Origin of the sequence: Paraburkholderia sp. SIMBA_053 (assembly GCF_046534895.1) — a bacterium.
Classification (GTDB): domain Bacteria; phylum Pseudomonadota; class Gammaproteobacteria; order Burkholderiales; family Burkholderiaceae; genus Paraburkholderia; species Paraburkholderia caledonica.
Map to the genome: position 1 here is coordinate 245,165 of NZ_JAWRXU010000007.1, position 14,874 is coordinate 260,038.

At 62.0% G+C, this 14,874-nt stretch carries 16 protein-coding genes; 13 read left to right on the plus strand and 3 right to left on the minus strand.

Annotated features, from left to right (window positions below; all coding sequences use genetic code 11):
• The first annotated feature begins 44 nt into the window (after positions 1–44).
• The 3 genes from SB753_RS22180 to SB753_RS22190 are packed head-to-tail and all read left to right on the plus strand — an operon-like array spanning position 45 to position 2,913.
• Positions 45–998, plus strand: coding sequence for a complex I NDUFA9 subunit family protein (locus SB753_RS22180; RefSeq protein WP_410801824.1), 954 nt, complete (start codon positions 45–47; stop codon positions 996–998).
• A gap of 32 nt (positions 999–1,030) precedes the next feature.
• Positions 1,031–1,684 (plus strand): glutathione S-transferase family protein, encoded by a 654-nt coding sequence (locus SB753_RS22185; protein ID WP_410801826.1) that lies wholly within the window; start codon positions 1,031–1,033, stop codon positions 1,682–1,684.
• On the plus strand, positions 1,681–2,913 hold the full coding sequence (locus SB753_RS22190; protein WP_020070800.1) for a multifunctional CCA addition/repair protein: 1,233 nt from the start codon (positions 1,681–1,683) through the stop codon (positions 2,911–2,913). Before SB753_RS22185 ends, SB753_RS22190 begins: the two co-directional genes overlap by 4 nt.
• Before the next feature lie 83 nt (positions 2,914–2,996).
• On the opposite strand, the gene SB753_RS22195 is transcribed toward SB753_RS22190, so the two are convergent.
• On the minus strand, positions 2,997–3,191 hold the full coding sequence (locus SB753_RS22195; protein WP_020070801.1) for a DUF2905 domain-containing protein: 195 nt from the start codon (positions 3,189–3,191) through the stop codon (positions 2,997–2,999).
• A gap of 16 nt (positions 3,192–3,207) precedes the next feature.
• A complete protein-coding gene (locus SB753_RS22200; RefSeq protein WP_131320038.1) occupies positions 3,208–4,398 on the minus strand; it encodes a class I SAM-dependent methyltransferase in 1,191 nt (396 codons plus the stop codon).
• A 13-nt stretch (positions 4,399–4,411) separates the two neighbouring features.
• Between SB753_RS22200 and SB753_RS22205 the strand changes: the two genes are divergently transcribed.
• The 5 genes from SB753_RS22205 (at position 4,412) to glmS (ending at position 10,040) form a co-directional block, all read left to right on the plus strand.
• Positions 4,412–5,230 carry an SDR family oxidoreductase gene (locus SB753_RS22205; protein ID WP_410801828.1) on the plus strand — a complete coding sequence of 273 codons (819 nt, stop codon included), beginning with the start codon at positions 4,412–4,414 and terminating at the stop codon, positions 5,228–5,230.
• A gap of 66 nt (positions 5,231–5,296) precedes the next feature.
• The gene (locus SB753_RS22210; protein WP_020070804.1) at positions 5,297–5,692 is read left to right on the plus strand and encodes a dihydroneopterin aldolase; all 396 of its coding nucleotides are present in this window, start codon (positions 5,297–5,299) and stop codon (positions 5,690–5,692) included.
• Positions 5,693–5,695: 3 nt separating this feature from the next.
• Positions 5,696–6,670, plus strand: coding sequence for a tRNA 2-thiocytidine(32) synthetase TtcA (gene ttcA, locus SB753_RS22215; protein WP_131320034.1), 975 nt, complete (start codon positions 5,696–5,698; stop codon positions 6,668–6,670).
• 129 nt (positions 6,671–6,799) lie between these two features.
• Positions 6,800–8,161: a bifunctional UDP-N-acetylglucosamine diphosphorylase/glucosamine-1-phosphate N-acetyltransferase GlmU gene (glmU, locus tag SB753_RS22220; RefSeq protein ID WP_288828510.1), complete on the plus strand. Its 1,362-nt coding sequence runs from the start codon at positions 6,800–6,802 to the stop codon at positions 8,159–8,161.
• Between the two features lie 61 nt (positions 8,162–8,222).
• On the plus strand, positions 8,223–10,040 hold the full coding sequence (gene glmS, locus SB753_RS22225; RefSeq protein ID WP_020070807.1) for a glutamine--fructose-6-phosphate transaminase (isomerizing): 1,818 nt from the start codon (positions 8,223–8,225) through the stop codon (positions 10,038–10,040).
• A 135-nt stretch (positions 10,041–10,175) separates the two neighbouring features.
• Here the strand turns inward: glmS and SB753_RS22230 are convergent, their stop codons facing one another.
• The gene (locus SB753_RS22230; protein WP_027777025.1) at positions 10,176–10,436 is read right to left on the minus strand and encodes a DUF6723 family protein; all 261 of its coding nucleotides are present in this window, start codon (positions 10,434–10,436) and stop codon (positions 10,176–10,178) included.
• A gap of 324 nt (positions 10,437–10,760) precedes the next feature.
• Here SB753_RS22230 and SB753_RS22235 point away from each other — a divergent pair, with 324 nt between their 5' ends.
• The 5 genes from SB753_RS22235 to SB753_RS22255 all read left to right on the plus strand — a co-directional run bounded on the left by SB753_RS22235 (position 10,761) and on the right by SB753_RS22255 (position 14,785).
• The gene (locus SB753_RS22235; RefSeq protein ID WP_410801831.1) at positions 10,761–11,423 is read left to right on the plus strand and encodes a lytic transglycosylase domain-containing protein; all 663 of its coding nucleotides are present in this window, start codon (positions 10,761–10,763) and stop codon (positions 11,421–11,423) included.
• Positions 11,424–11,616: 193 nt separating this feature from the next.
• Positions 11,617–12,309 (plus strand): DUF2242 domain-containing protein, encoded by a 693-nt coding sequence (locus SB753_RS22240; RefSeq protein ID WP_392392889.1) that lies wholly within the window; start codon positions 11,617–11,619, stop codon positions 12,307–12,309.
• Between the two features lie 797 nt (positions 12,310–13,106).
• Positions 13,107–13,358, plus strand: coding sequence for a hypothetical protein (locus SB753_RS22245; RefSeq protein ID WP_087752449.1), 252 nt, complete (start codon positions 13,107–13,109; stop codon positions 13,356–13,358).
• A 238-nt stretch (positions 13,359–13,596) separates the two neighbouring features.
• The gene (locus SB753_RS22250; RefSeq protein ID WP_020070813.1) at positions 13,597–14,349 is read left to right on the plus strand and encodes an IclR family transcriptional regulator C-terminal domain-containing protein; all 753 of its coding nucleotides are present in this window, start codon (positions 13,597–13,599) and stop codon (positions 14,347–14,349) included.
• Positions 14,350–14,572: 223 nt separating this feature from the next.
• Positions 14,573–14,785, plus strand: coding sequence for a hypothetical protein (locus SB753_RS22255; protein WP_020070814.1), 213 nt, complete (start codon positions 14,573–14,575; stop codon positions 14,783–14,785).
• The last annotated feature ends 89 nt before the right edge of the window (positions 14,786–14,874 follow it).

Genomic DNA, 14,874 nt, shown 5'->3' on the forward strand with positions numbered 1-14,874 from the left:
GCGCCACGCCAGCCGTTGCCGCGGCTTCCACCAGGGAGTCGAAAATGCGACACAAAGCCATTGCGATCATTGGCGGTTCCGGTTTCATCGGAAGCCATCTCGTCAACGCCCTCGTTGAAATGGGCAAAGACGTGCGCATCGCCACACGGCGACGCTATAACGCTCGTCACCTCACGCTGCTTCCTATCGACGTGATCGAGACCGACGTCTTCGATCCAGTTCAACTCGCTCGCTTCGTCGAGGAAACCGACTGTGTGATCAATCTCGTCGGCACGCTGCATGGCAAGCGACGCACACCGTACGGTCCTGAATTCGCGCGCGCTCACGTCGAACTGCCGACCAGAATTGCGGCGGCTTGCGAAGGTAAGGGCGTGCATCGGCTAATTCATCTGAGCGCGCTCGGCGCCGACTCGAACGGCCGGAGCATGTACGCGCGCTCGAAGGGCGACGGCGAGAAAGCCGTGCACGCGTCGAATCTTGCGTGGACGATTTTTCGGCCATCCGTCGTGTTCGGCCCGGAAGACCAGTTTCTCAACAAGTTCGCTTTCTTGCAGCGCATTTTCCCGGTGATTCCGCTCGCAATGCCGGACGCGAAGTTCCAGCCTGTCTATGTCGGCGACGTCGCCAAGGCGATCGTGAACGTGCTCGATCTCGATGCGGCGAGCGGCAAGACCTACGAGCTTGGCGGCCCGAGCGTCTATTCGCTCGAAGAGCTCGTCAAGTATTGCGGCGATGTGATCGGCAGGCACGCGAGCATCATCCGTTTGCCGGAAATGCTGGCTCGCATGCAGGCAATGACCTTCGAAATGGCACCCGGTGAACCGGTCCTCACACGCGACAATCTCGACTCGATGAAAGTCGATAACGTGCTGACCCGGCCGCTCGCACCCGAGCTTGGTCTCGAACCGGCCAGCCTCGAAACCATCGCGCCGGTCTATCTGAGCGGGGCGTCGGCACGCTCGCGTTTCGATGCGTTTCGCGCGAGCGCGGGGCGCTGAACCTCTTTACTTACTTCCTCATACGAACCCGCATGAAGCTGCTTATTGGTGACAAGAACTATTCGTCGTGGTCGATGCGTCCGTGGCTGCTGTTCAAGCATTTTGGGATTGCGTTCGACGAAATCCTGATTCATCTGGACCAGCCCGGCACCAACGCTGCCGTGCTGGCTCATGCGCCGAAGGGCCCCGGCAAGATTCCCTGTCTGATCGATGATACGGGCCTTGCCATCTGGGATTCTCTGGCAATTGCCGAGACGCTGGCTGAGCGCTTTCCTCAGCACGCGTTGTGGCCGCGCGACGCGGCGGCGCGGGCGCATGCCCGCAGTGTGAGCGCGGAGATGCATTCCGGCTTCGGAGAATTGCGCTCGCATATGTGGATGAACATTCGCGCGTCGTTCCCCGGCAAGAACGCAACGCCGGGTGTGCTGGCCGACATCGCGCGTATCGAGGCGGTCTGGCGCGACTGTCTGGACACATATGGCGGTCCGTTCCTGTTCGGCGAGTTCACCATCGCGGACGCAATGTACGCGCCGGTGGTCATGCGCTTCAACACGTGGAAACCGGCGTTGTCCGAGACGTCGTCGGCGTATATGCGACGGGTCATGGCCGTGCCCGCCGTGAAAGCCTGGATCGACGACGCATTCAGCGAGACGCACGCCGTTGCGTATCTAGACGAATGCCGATGAATATCTATGCAGTGGGCGGCGCCATTCGCGACGAATTGCTGGGTGTGCCGGTTCAGGATCGCGATTACGTGGTGGTCGGCGCAACACCCGAGCAGATGGTCGCGCAGGGCTACCGTCCGGTCGGCAAGGACTTCCCCGTGTTCCTGCATCCGCAGACGCACGAGGAGTACGCGCTCGCGCGTACAGAGCGAAAAACCGCGGCGGGCTATCACGGCTTCCAGTTCTTCTACGCGCCCGACGTGACGCTCGAAGAAGACCTTGCGCGCCGCGACCTGACGATCAACGCAATGGCTCGCGAGGTGCGTCCGGGAGGCGAACTCACAGGCCCGGTGATTGATCCGTTCGGCGGTCAGCGCGACTTGGAGGCAAAGCTCTTCCGTCACGTCAGCGATGCGTTTCTCGAAGATCCGGTGCGCATCTTGCGGATTGCGCGCTTCGCCGCGCGTTTCGCCGATTTCACCGTCGCGCCTGAGACGCTCGCGCTGATGCGAAAGATGGTGGCGGACGGCGAAGTGGACGCGCTCGTCGCCGAACGCGTATGGCAGGAGGTGTCGCGCGGTTTGATGGAGAAGAAGCCGTCGCGCATGTTCGAAGTACTGCGCGATTGCGGCGCATTGGCGCGGATTCTGCCGGAGATCGACGCGCTGTTCGGCGTACCGCAGCGCGCCGACTATCACCCGGAAGTCGATACGGGCGTGCACGTAATGATGGTGCTCGACCACGCCGCGCAGCAGGGTTATGCGCTGCCCGTGCGGTTTGCGGCGCTCACGCATGACCTCGGCAAAGCCACCACGCCCGAAGATATTCTGCCGCGGCATATCGGCCACGAAGGACGCAGCGTGGATCTGCTGAAGCCTTTGTGCGAGCGCTTACGTGTTCCGAACGAATGTCGCGACCTCGCGGTGCTGGTCGCGCGCGAACACGGCAACATCCATCGCGTGACGGAAATGGGCGCTGCTGCACTCGTGAGGCTGCTCGAGCGCTGCGACGCGATACGCAAGCCTTCGCGTTTCGCAGAAGCCTTGCAGGCGTGCGAGGCGGACGCGCGCGGCCGGCTCGGTTTCGAAGCGCGGGAGTATCCGCAGGCGGAGCGTCTGCGAGTTGCGCTCGTCGCAGCGCGGGGCGTGGATGCAGGCGCCGTCGCCAAAAGGCTCGCCGATACGCCGGCCGGCATCAAGGACGCCGTGCATCAGGAACGCGTGCGTGCTGTGGCCGCGGCGCTCGAGTGAGCGAAACGGCGGGTTAGTGCACCGACGGTGTTCGTGAAAGAACTTGCCGAGCTGTCGCTGTAGTGATCAACCACGCGGCGGCTTTACAGGAGCCTCGCGATAAGCGACAGCAACATCGACAGCAACAACGTCGACATAAACGGAAAGTGATATTCGCGTCCGAACAGACGCACGCTGACGTCGCCGGGCATTCGTCCAATGCCGAGCTTTCGAAGCCACGGCCAGCAAGCCGACAGCACCGCGAGGGCAACGAAAGTAGTCAACAGCCAGCGGATCATCGCGCGTACCCCGGCATTACAGCGTGTGCGACCGGTCGCCGCTGGAAAACGCCTGCAGCGTGTCTTCCAGTCCGCGTGAGAACGCGATCACCTTGAATAGCTCGCCCATTTCGGCCTCCGACAACAGCTTCTGCACCGCGTTCGCCGCAGGCAAAAAGCGCGCTGTGTCGGCGGGATCGATTTCGGACAACGCATCCGTAATGCCCGCGTTCAGCAGAAAGCGGGCATGCGACGTGAAGCCCAGCAGATCGGCTCCGGTTTCAACGCCGGCTTCGGCGATACCCGTGAATTCCACGTGCGCGGTGATGTCCTGCAAGCCAGGATAGACAAAAGGATCGCCATGCGCGCGATGCCGGTAGTGGCACATCAACGTGCCTTGCGCGCGCTGCGCATGGTAGTACTCGTGACGCGGAAAACCGTAGTCGATGAAAAACGCCGCGCCGCGTGCGAGCATCGTGCAGATAGTGCGCGTGAAGGCGCGTGCGGCGTCGTGCGTTTCGGCAAGGTAGTCGCCGCCGGTCGTGTCGATTTCGGACAGCAATGCCATATCGGCGGATGCGGAAACCGGGCGGTCTTCGAATGCGAACCACCCGTCGCGCCATGCAACGCCGCGTTCGCGCCAGGCGCCGTCGACGGAAGCAAAAAGCCGCACCGGCATCGCGTCCAACACTTCATTGCCGATCACCACGCCCTCGAAGCGCTCCGGCAATGCGTCCAGCCAGCGCACTTTGCCCGCGAGTAAAGGCGCGGCGGCTTCGATGGTTTCACGCTGACGCTCGCGCAATTCTCCTGACAGATCGACGATCGAATAGCTGTCGAATTCAGCGCCGAGCGCGGCGAGCGCGTTCAGCAAACCGGCCGCGAGTTTGCCGGTGCCGGCGCCGAACTCCATCACGTTGCGCGTACCGCTTGCGTGCAGCGCTTCGGCGACGGGACGCGCCAGCGTGGTCGCGAAGAGCGGCGAAAGTTCGGGTGCCGTGACGAAGTCGCTGCCGTCGTCGCCGCGCAAGCCGAACTTGCGGGCGCCGCCGCTGTAGTAGCCGAGTCCGGGCGCGTACAGCGCGCGCTCCATATAGCGATCGAACGGCAACCAGCCGCCGGCCTCGTCAAGCTCCGCTCGAATGAGCGCGACCAGCGCTTCGGACTGCGCGAGCGCGCTCGGGCCGGGAGCAGGTAAACTATCTGGTTGGTGAGCTTTCGGATTCATTCCCGCATTGTAAATGACCGCTTCTATCGACACCGCCGCCGCCCGCGAGCCTGAAACGCCGCGTGTCGTCCTGATTACCGGCGCCGCGCGCCGCATCGGACGTTCGCTCGCGCTCGGCTTTGCCGCGCAGGGCTGGGACGTGGCCGTCCATTACGGCGCGTCGCGCGGGGAAGCCGAAGAAGTGGTCGCGGAGATCGCACGCATGGGCCGCCGCGCGGTGGCCTTGCATGCGGAACTGAGCGACGAGGCTCAGGTCGCGGCCCTGTTGCCGGCCTGCACCGCGGCGCTCGGCCGGCCGGTTTGCATCGTCAACAATGCGTCGAGTTTCGAGGAAGACACGCCTCGCAACGTCGGCTACGAACTGCTGCTGAAGCTGACCGCGATCAACCTCGGCGCGCCGCTCGTGCTGGCTCGCATGCTGTTCGACGCGACGCCGCAAGCCGCGCATGCCGACGAAACGCAGCGCAGTGTCGTAATCAATGTGCTGGACCAGAAGCTGTACAACATGAATCCGGACTACCTGTCGTATACGCTGTCGAAGGCAGCATTGCAGACAGCCACGATCGCGCTCGCGCAGGCGTTGGCGCCGAAAGTGCGCGTAGTCGGACTCGCGCCTGGTCTGACGATGCAATCCGCCGATCAAACGGCGGAGAGCTTCGCGGCCGCTCACCGGGTTACGCCTTTGGGCCGTGCGTCGCGGCCGGAGGATATTGTGGCCGCCGCACTGTATCTCGCGGACGCAACCGGCGTCACAGGAACGACGCTGGTGGTCGACGGCGGGCAGCACCTCGTGCCGCTGCCGCGCGACGTGATGTTTCTAACGGGTTTTTAATGGGTTTCTAATGGGCGCCTGAACCGCCCTTTGCGTGCCCCCACGCTCTTTTGGACTGGAACGAACATGTTTGCCGCTCTTTCGCATCCCCGGCTCGCCGACTGCCGCCGGCTCTTTCTGCGCAATTACGAAGTGCACATCAACATTGGCGTGCACGACTTCGAGAAGCGCGGCGAACAGCGCGTCGTCATCAACGTCGAACTGTTCGTGCCGCTCGCGCTTTCCACGCCGGTGCAGGACAAACTGGATGAAGTGGTCGACTACGACTTCATGCGTTCGACCATTTCGCGCCGCGTCGAGCAAGGCCATATTCACTTGCAGGAAACGCTGTGCGACGACCTCGTCAAGGCCATGCTCGAACATCCGCAAGTGCGGGCCGCGCGCGTTTCGACAGAAAAGCCGGATGTTTATCCCGACTGCGACGCGGTGGGCGTCGAAGTTTTCCGCATCAAAGAGGATTGAGCCATGAATGCTCCGGAAATCATTGACGACACCACGCCCGCGACCCGTCCGAAGTCGCCGCTCACGCGCCGCGAGCAGAAGGAAGCGTACGAGAACAACAAGCTCTTCAAGCGGCTTGCGCGCCAGGTCGGCGAGGCAATCGGCGACTTCAACATGATCGAGGACGGCGACAAGGTGATGGTCTGCCTGTCGGGCGGCAAGGACAGCTATGCGATGCTCGACGTGCTGATGCGGCTGCGCGAGCGCGCGCCGATCAACTTCGACATCGTTGCGGTGAATCTGGACCAGAAGCAGCCTGGCTTTCCCGAGCACGTGTTGCCCGAGTATCTGAAGCAGCTCGACATACCGTTTCACATCGAAAATCAGGACACGTATAGCATCGTCAAGCGGCTCGTGCCGGAGGGCAAGACCACCTGCTCGCTGTGTTCGCGGCTGCGGCGCGGCATTCTCTATCGTGTGGCGGGCGAACTAGGCGCGACCAAGATCGCGCTCGGCCATCATCGCGACGACATTCTGCAAACGTTGCTGCTGAACATGTTCTACGGCGGCAAGCTGAAGGGCATGCCGCCCAAGCTGCAATCGGACGATGGCAAGAATATCGTGATCCGTCCGCTCGCCTACGTGAAGGAAACCGATCTGGAAAAGTATGCGGAATTGCGTGAATTTCCGATCATTCCGTGCAATCTGTGCGGCAGCCAGCCGAATCTGAAACGCGCTGAGATGAAGGCGCTGATTCGCGATTGGGAAAAGCGCTTTCCGGGACGCATCGAAAATATGTTCAACGCGTTGTCGAATGTCGTGCCGTCGCACTTGATGGATCACAAGCTGTTTCCGTTCGCGGGCCTGCGCGCGACCGGCGAGGCCGATCCGCAAGGCGACATCGCATTCGACGAAGAACCTTGCTCGACCGACGCCGATAACGGCGCGCCGCTTGGCGCCGCGCGGCCGATCTCGATTGTCCAGTTCGACGATCTTTGATTCGAACGCTCGCAAAAATGGCGTCTGCGTGCGGGCTTTCGCTCGCAAAATGGCCGCTTTCGCGGTCATTTTGACAAGTGCGTGCATGATAGAATCGACGGCTCCAAACTCCGTCTATATGCCGACGCCATGAACATCGTGATTTTGGCGGCAGGCACCGGTAAGCGCATGCGGTCCGCGCTTCCCAAGGTGCTCCATCCCCTGGCCGGCCGGCCGCTCCTCGCTCATGTCATCGAGACTGCACGGACACTGAAGCCCACGCGGCTCGTCGTGGTGATCGGTCACGGCGCGGATCTGGTCCGCGAAACCGTTGCCGCGCCCGACGTGCAGTTCGCCGTGCAGGAACAGCAACTCGGAACGGGCCACGCGGTGCAACAGGCTTTGCCGCTACTCGATCCGTCCGTGCCCACGCTCGTGCTCTACGGCGACGTGCCGCTCACGCGTGCAAACACGCTGCGGGCGCTGGTAGAACGCGCAGGGCAGCATGGCTATGGCGTCCTCACCGTGACGCTTGCCGACCCGAGCGGCTACGGCCGCATCGTGCGCGATTCGCAGGGCAAGGTGTCCCGCATCGTCGAGCAGAAAGACGCGAACGCCGATCAGCTTCTGATTGCCGAGATCAACACGGGCATTATCGTTGCGCCCACCGAGCGTCTTGCGGGCTGGCTCGCCGCGTTGAAGAACGACAACGCGCAAGGCGAGTTCTATCTGACCGACGCGGTCGAAATGGCAATTGAAGCGGGCCTCGAAGTCGTCACCACGCAGCCTCAGGACGAGTGGGAAACCTTGGGCGTGAACAGCAAGCAGCAGCTTGCCGAGCTGGAGCGGATTCATCAACGCAACGTGGCTGACGCACTGCTCGTGTCCGGTGTGACGCTTGCCGATCCGGCGCGCGTGGATGTGCGCGGCACGCTGGAGTGCGGCCGCGACGTGTCGATCGACGTGAACTGCGTATTCGAAGGCCGCGTAACGCTGGCTGATAACGTGACGGTCGGGCCGAACTGCGTGATCCGCAACGCGACCATCGGCGCGGGTACACGGATCGATGCGTTCACACATATCGAAGGCGCGGAAGTCGGCGCGAATGTCGTGCTCGGGCCTTATGCGCGGTTGCGCCCGGGCGCGTCGTTGCACGACGAATCGCATGTCGGCAATTTCGTCGAGGTGAAAAACGCGGTGCTCGGCCGCGGCTCGAAAGCCAATCACCTCACGTATATCGGCGACTCGGATATCGGCGCACGAGTGAACATCGGCGCGGGCACCATCACGTGCAATTACGACGGCGCAAACAAATCCCGCACGATCATCGAAGACGACGTTTTCGTCGGTTCAGACACGCAACTGGTTGCGCCTGTGCGTGTGAAGCGGGGCGCGACGATCGCGGCGGGCACCACGGTCTGGAAGGACGTCGAGGCAGACTCGCTGGTCCTGAACGACAAGACGCAAACCAGCAAGACGGGCTACGTACGCCCGACTAAAAAGAAGAGTTGATGGAACGGCCGCGGGGCGACGTGCGCCCTGCAAGCTTCCAGCACTGAACGAGGAACAGACCATGTGCGGCATTGTTGGCGCGGCAGCGCAACGTAATATCGTCCCCGTCCTGATCGAAGGACTGCGGCGCCTCGAATATCGCGGCTACGACTCTTGCGGCGTGGCCGTGCTGGGTGAAGGCGGCCCTGCGCGCGCTCGCAGCGTGGCGCGCGTCGCCGATCTCGACGATCAGGTACGCGACAGCCACTTGGGCGGCATCACCGGTATTGCCCATACGCGCTGGGCTACGCATGGCGCGCCGGTCACCGACAACGCTCACCCGATCTTTTCGAAAGATGCGCTCGCGTTGGTACACAACGGCATCATCGAAAACTACGAATCGCTGCGCGAAACGTTGCGTGACAAGGGTTACACGTTCGTCTCGCAGACCGATACAGAGGTTATCGCGCATCTGATTCACAGCCTTTATCGGGGCGATCTGTTTGCGGCTGTGCGCGAGGCGGTCGCGCAACTGCACGGCGCCTATGCGATCGCGGTGCTGCATAAAGACCAGCCGCATACCGTGGTGGGCGCGCGGCAGGGCTCGCCGCTCGTGGTGGGACTCGGCGACGGCGAGAACTTCCTTGCGTCCGACGCGCTTGCGCTCGCGGGCAGCACGGAGCGCTTCATTTTTCTGGAAGAAGGCGATGTCTGCGAATTGACGCTCGAGGGCGTGCGTATTGCCGACCGCGAGGGCAACGAAGTGCGCCGCGAGGTGCGTCAGGTCGCGGCATACGGCGGCGCGGTGGAGCTTGGCCCGTACCGTCACTTCATGCAAAAGGAGATCTTCGAGCAGCCGCGCGCGATCTCCGACACGATCCCGCAATCGGATTCGTTCGAAGCCTCGCTGTTCGGCGAAAGTGCCGGGAACGTGTTCGCGGATATCGACAATCTGCTGATTCTCGCGTGCGGCACGAGCTACTACTCGGGGCTCACCGCGAAATACTGGCTCGAGTCGATCGCCAAGATTCCGACGCAGGTGGAAATCGCCAGCGAGTATCGCTACCGCGAGTCGGTGCCTAATCCCAGGTCGCTCGTGGTCGTGATATCGCAGTCCGGCGAAACCGCTGACACGCTTGCAGCGCTCAAGCATGCGCAGGCGCTTGGGCATCGGCATACGCTCGCCGTGTGCAACGTCGGCACCAGCGCGATGGTGCGCCAAACGGAATTGGCGTTTCTCACGCATGCGGGCCGCGAGATCGGCGTTGCGTCGACCAAGGCGTTTACGACGCAACTGGTTGCGCTGTTCGTGCTGGCCGTCACGCTCGCGAAGCAGCGCGGGCGCGTGAGCCCGGAGCAGGAGACCGAATACTTGCGACAGCTTCGCCATTTGCCCGCCGCGCTGAACAGCGTGCTGGCGCTCGAGCCGCAGATCATCGCTTGGTCGGAAGAGTTTTCGCGCAAGGAACATGCGCTATTCCTCGGCCGCGGAATGCATTATCCGATCGCGCTCGAAGGTGCGTTGAAGCTGAAGGAAATTTCCTACATTCACGCCGAGGCTTATCCGGCTGGCGAACTGAAGCACGGACCGCTTGCCCTCGTCACCGAGGCAATGCCGGTCGTGACTGTCGCACCAAACGACGCGTTGCTCGAAAAGCTCAAGTCGAATATCCAGGAAGTGCGCGCGCGTGGCGGCCAACTCTATGTTTTCGCCGACGCGGATACGAAGATCGTCAACGACGAGGGCATCCACGTAATCAGGATGCCGGAGCACTACGGTCTGTTGTCGCCGATTCTGCACGTGGTGCCGCTGCAACTGCTGGCGTATCACACGGCTTGCGCCCGAGGCACCGACGTGGATAAGCCGCGGAATCTCGCGAAGTCGGTGACGGTGGAGTAAGAGGGGCGGAGCTTTGTGGTTGTAGATTCAGATAGCTCACCAGACAAAAGCGCCGGCTATATAGCCGGCGCTTTTTTGTTTGCACAGCTCTGCCCTTGATGGCGACCCGCGAGGCTCGTCAGCGCCCGTTTGGGCTCACAGCTCCGGCCGGGCGAGGTCGGACAACGCGATGTGTTCGCCGTAAACCTGCGCGGCCGCGACCGCCTCCAGCTTCGTTGGATACGGGCCGAGCTCCGGTGCGCCATCGAACGGGAACAGCACACGGCCGTCGGTCGTTCGAACGACTTTCAATACGCCGTAGAAACGCCGGTAGCCCGCGAGCTTGGACTTCGCCGATATTTCGAAATCGTCCTCCGATGCTGCGGGGACGCTGGGAATAAATGCGGTCTTGCTCATGCTGAGGACATCTCGTGTTCGATTAACCTGCGATTGTCGCGGACGGAAGATCGCCGGCGACCGTCATTGTCTCAAATCCGCAGAAGCGAGGCTGTTTCACGTTCCAACGTGTGCGACGAGGAGCACACAGACGTCATCAATCGCAACTAACGGATCACCTTTTGCGTTTGGACACACAGCGTGCAATCGGACCGCCGACACATACAGCCACGGGACACAGGCTCTCCCGGGCAGCGTCTACGCGTAAGAGCCCGCATTTAGCCGACCGATGCCTATTTTTAAGGCAAGGTTATAATGCGCAAACTTTTTCCTCAGACCTATGCCATGAGTCGGTTACTTTGCCTGATACTGCTTTCGCTCGGCCTCGCCCAATCGGCGCTGGCTGAGGAGAACGGCGACCGCATGTCCGTCTATCTGACGCAGAAATTCGGTCTCGCCAAGGAGAAGGCGGCAAAGATATCCGACGCCGTGCAATCCGCAGCATCGAAATACTCGTTACCGCCGGCGCTACTGCTGGCGATTATCTCGATCGAGTCGCGCTTCAAGGAAAAAGCCAAGGGTGCAAACGGCGCGACCGGGCTGATGCAAGTCGTGCCGAGCGCTCATCGCGGGCTTCTGAGAAACGTGAAGGATCTCACCGAGCCGACGGCCAATATTGAAGCCGGCTCCGCGATTCTGTACGGCTACATGCGCTCGGCTAACGGCGATATGAACGCCGCGCTCAAGAGTTACGGCGGCTCGCAAGCTTACGCGCAAAAAGTCAGCATGCGTGCGGGCGATTTTGCCGGCGTCGCGACACCTCAAGACGCAGCCAAAAATCCGGACGGCCGAACGGTCTCCTGCGACGCTCGCACGTCCGACGGTTGCCCGGCATCCGGCAACTGGTCCGATGCGTTCACTGTTCCAGCGTCCAGTGCTGGCGGCGCTGGCGGCGCGAGCCCAAGCAAGGCGGTAATGTCGGCGGCACTTCCCACGACGTCCAACTGAACGTCCACTCTTCTTCGTCGCAGCCTCATTGCGCGGGGCGACGGTTGTCAGCATCGCTGGATGCACGGTGAAAGACGGTGCAAGTCGCGCGTCGGCCGATTCGCTGCACGCTTTTTACGCACCGGCGACAACCGCTCTACAATGCGTTTCCTGTGCGATTTCTTTCGCATTCACGCAGCGTTTCTGATTGACCATGTCCACCTCGCTTCTAAAGACCACTGCGGCCTCGCTGTGCGGCCTGCTGATCCTCGCCGCCTGCAGCAGCGCGCCGACGCCCAAATTCCAGCAAGAGCTATTCGAAACCGGCGCGAGCCCCTATGCGCGCAATTTCAACTCGAGCGTCACGGACACATGTGAAGCTGCGCGTCGAGCCTTGTTGAGCCAGGGCTATCTGACCACGATGACCCGCAACGATACCGTCGACGGCACGAAGAACTTCCAGCCTACCGGCGACACCCACGTGGTCGTCGAATTTCACGTGGTGTGTACGCCGGGCGAAGAGGCGAGCAGTAGCAGCATCGTCTATGTGAACGCTGTGCAGAACGGCTTCGCTTTGAAGAAGAGCGACACGTCGGCAAGTGTCGGATTGAGCGTGCTCGGTTCGCTGTCACTGCCGATCCGCTCGAACAGCGACGCGATGGTGAAGATCTCTAGCGAGACGATTCCCTCGGGCAAGTTCTACGACCGATTCTTTGGTCTCGTCGGCCACTATCTGCAGACCGTGGTGCGCACTGAGCCTGTCGTCAGCGACCGTATCGAGACACATCTGCTGCCGGTGCCGGTCGAGGCAGCGGCGCCTGCCCCTTCGCCTTCGCCCGACATCGCCGACCCGATCGGCAAAGCCGCTTCCGTGCAACCGGCGAGCGACGCGGCCTTAGTACGCTGAGTCAGGCCGGATAATTCGTCGGGCTGTCGCCGCTCAATGCGGCTGCAGCCCGCAAAACCAGCGCGCAGCCGCAGTTCTCCTAGGTCTTTTAGTTAAGACGTATACATATGTAGTAGTAGTTAACAAGGGTTAGTCCTCTCTGTGGATAACCGCGAATTCTTCCGTTAGATCAAAGTAATGCGGTCGCGATAACTGTGGGGCTCTTCTCTGTAGAAAATCTACAAGGCCGGGATAACTTTTCACGCCGGCGACGCCTTCTCGGTTTTATCAAGATTTCGCGCACAGGCTGTTCCATGCGCTATCCCGACGTTATGCAAAGGCCGCTGTGGATAAGTAGTGAAGCGCCCGGTCGCATCAAGCGTGCGCAAGGCGTGGCCTCTATTGCAACCGGGGGCTCGCGAGCGTACAGATCGCACGCACCGTCGCGCGCAGAGTAAGGCAGGCGGAACGAAGTTTGCGTCTCTCTTTCTGCAGCGCGACCGTTGCTATTTAGCCGAAACAGGTTGGTAAATGCCCGATCCGGGCATAGAGTTAAAGTGGTTTCTGAGGTTCTTGGTGCAGTGCGGGGGGTGTCGGATGAAACGCAGAACAGCACGACAGTTGGTCCGTCTTCTATCGGATATCAGGCATGCTGCCCATTGCAGCACGTTGCGGGCGGCGGCTACCAACCGGGAAATCGCGATCGCATCGGCCGAGCGGGATCCCAGGATGGAAGAGAGTCACGAACGCGACGAAAGCAATGAAAGCGCCGATACGACCCGCGAGGTTCGCGAGAGCAAGCCGGCCCGGAGCGGATCATGAGAGCCTCGAGCGAACAGTCGTTGCGTTTTCTCGTCGAGAAGTGGCTGGCGCCCGCTCCGTCTGCGGCCGTGCACGTCACCGAATTCAGTCGTACCCGCGATGGCGGCCGGCGCTACGTGCGCGTGGAGACATCGGCGGAATCAGGCTCGCGCGCTCTGTTCTTCTTCCGTCACGACGACGGCTGCTGGTGCGTATTCCCGCCCACCGGCGATGCAAGGCACCTGTACGCGCATCCGCGCGCCGCTTGACGGCACGCCCAGCCGTGCTGCTTTTTCCACCGCGTTCATCCCACGCTCCGGTGCTCGTTGAAGCGCCGGTTCACGCAACCGCAAGGCTCACCATCGTCTGATCCAATGCTTCACGCGCGCCAATCGCGCAAGAGTGAGGCGGCTTCGGGCACAATCACGCGACGAAAGGTGCCAGCGGCGAGACCGAAATGAGCCGCCAGCAGAGCTTTCGCTCGCAGCCCGAATCCCAGGCAACCCGATGGACGACAAAGACTGGATCGCCGGTGCCGCGAAGGCGCTCGCGATCATCGAGGCATTCGACGAAGAGCACGCGCGCATGACGCCGACCGCGGTAGCCGGACGCGCCGGTTTGTCGCGCACGGCGGCGCGCCGCTATTTGCTGACACTGCGCGAACTCGGCTACGTCGACACCGATGGCAAGCTCTTCTGGCTCGCGCCACGCGTGTTGCGGCTAGGGCAGTCCTATCTCGACTCCGCGCGCTTACCGCGCACGGTGCAGCCGTTCCTTCAACGGATTACGGCGACGCTTCAGGAGACGGCGCTCGTCGCGATTCTCGACGAACACGACGTTGTCTACGTCGCCCGTAATGGTGTGAACCGGGCGATGGCGGTCGGCTTCGTTCTCGGCTCGCGCGCGCCGGCGCCGTTATCGTCCGCGGGGTTGGTGTTGCTGGCGTTCCAGGCGCCGGAGAACATCGAACAATGGCTCGCGTCGTATCCGATCAAGGTGTTCACGCCGCACACATACTCCACCATCGAACGGCTACGCGAAGTGCTCGGCGAGATTCGGCGCAACGGTTACGTGGTTACAGACCAGCAACTGGAACTCGGTGTCCGCGGCGTCGCGGTGCCGCTGCGCGACCGGCACGGCACCGTCGTCGCGGCGATTAGCGTGAGCATGCCGATCGGTCAGGAGTCGGCGAACGCGGCGCTGCACCGCGTTCTTCCGACGCTGCTCGAGACCGCTAGCCTGCTGCGCAACCTGGTGTAGAAAGACCTAAGGGATATCCCTGATATCGGCTGTTTATGAGCGAAAGCGGCTCGAAAGCCAGCTGTCTCCCGGAAAATACATATCCCGTTTTGCGCATGACAAACCGCCTACGCCAGGTAATACTCTCCCGCGGGAAGCGGTAAGGCGCCTGTAGCGCTCCCTGCTTCACCGCGCAGTTATTTCATTCACACTGACTCAGTCGTTGAGGTTTGGGGAACAACACATGAAAAAAGTTATCGTCTCGCTCGCAGCAGCATCGATCGCGCTGGTTTCGGTTCAAGCTTTCGCACAAGCATCGGACGCAGCCGCTCCGGCCGCTGCAGCTAGCGCACCGAAGAAGCATCACGTGAAAAAGCTGAAGACGCACGGCAAGCGCGCTCCGGTTGCTGCAGCAGCGTCGGCTGCCGGCACGAACGACAAGGGCACGCAGAACTAAGCTGGCGCCCTTCGTCAGGCGAGCCGCTTCGCCTGCTGCACGCGCCGCACGGTCGGCGCTTGTCATGCGGGTTCGATGCAGGCGTCGCA

What these genes read in the sequence shown, in the direction of transcription:
- SB753_RS22180 (WP_410801824.1), top strand. Translation starts at nt 45, where the DNA reads ATGCGACACAAAGCCATTGCGATCATTGGCGGTTCCGGTTTCATCGGA.
- SB753_RS22185 (WP_410801826.1), top strand. Translation starts at nt 1,031, where the DNA reads ATGAAGCTGCTTATTGGTGACAAGAACTATTCGTCGTGGTCGATGCGT.
- SB753_RS22190 (WP_020070800.1), top strand. Translation starts at nt 1,681, where the DNA reads ATGAATATCTATGCAGTGGGCGGCGCCATTCGCGACGAATTGCTGGGT.
- SB753_RS22195 (WP_020070801.1), bottom strand. Translation starts at nt 3,191, where the DNA reads ATGATCCGCTGGCTGTTGACTACTTTCGTTGCCCTCGCGGTGCTGTCG.
- SB753_RS22200 (WP_131320038.1), bottom strand. Translation starts at nt 4,398, where the DNA reads ATGAATCCGAAAGCTCACCAACCAGATAGTTTACCTGCTCCCGGCCCG.
- SB753_RS22205 (WP_410801828.1), top strand. Translation starts at nt 4,412, where the DNA reads ATGACCGCTTCTATCGACACCGCCGCCGCCCGCGAGCCTGAAACGCCG.
- SB753_RS22210 (WP_020070804.1), top strand. Translation starts at nt 5,297, where the DNA reads ATGTTTGCCGCTCTTTCGCATCCCCGGCTCGCCGACTGCCGCCGGCTC.
- ttcA (WP_131320034.1), top strand. Translation starts at nt 5,696, where the DNA reads ATGAATGCTCCGGAAATCATTGACGACACCACGCCCGCGACCCGTCCG.
- glmU (WP_288828510.1), top strand. Translation starts at nt 6,800, where the DNA reads ATGAACATCGTGATTTTGGCGGCAGGCACCGGTAAGCGCATGCGGTCC.
- glmS (WP_020070807.1), top strand. Translation starts at nt 8,223, where the DNA reads ATGTGCGGCATTGTTGGCGCGGCAGCGCAACGTAATATCGTCCCCGTC.
- SB753_RS22230 (WP_027777025.1), bottom strand. Translation starts at nt 10,436, where the DNA reads ATGAGCAAGACCGCATTTATTCCCAGCGTCCCCGCAGCATCGGAGGAC.
- SB753_RS22235 (WP_410801831.1), top strand. Translation starts at nt 10,761, where the DNA reads ATGAGTCGGTTACTTTGCCTGATACTGCTTTCGCTCGGCCTCGCCCAA.
- SB753_RS22240 (WP_392392889.1), top strand. Translation starts at nt 11,617, where the DNA reads ATGTCCACCTCGCTTCTAAAGACCACTGCGGCCTCGCTGTGCGGCCTG.
- SB753_RS22245 (WP_087752449.1), top strand. Translation starts at nt 13,107, where the DNA reads ATGAGAGCCTCGAGCGAACAGTCGTTGCGTTTTCTCGTCGAGAAGTGG.
- SB753_RS22250 (WP_020070813.1), top strand. Translation starts at nt 13,597, where the DNA reads ATGGACGACAAAGACTGGATCGCCGGTGCCGCGAAGGCGCTCGCGATC.
- SB753_RS22255 (WP_020070814.1), top strand. Translation starts at nt 14,573, where the DNA reads ATGAAAAAAGTTATCGTCTCGCTCGCAGCAGCATCGATCGCGCTGGTT.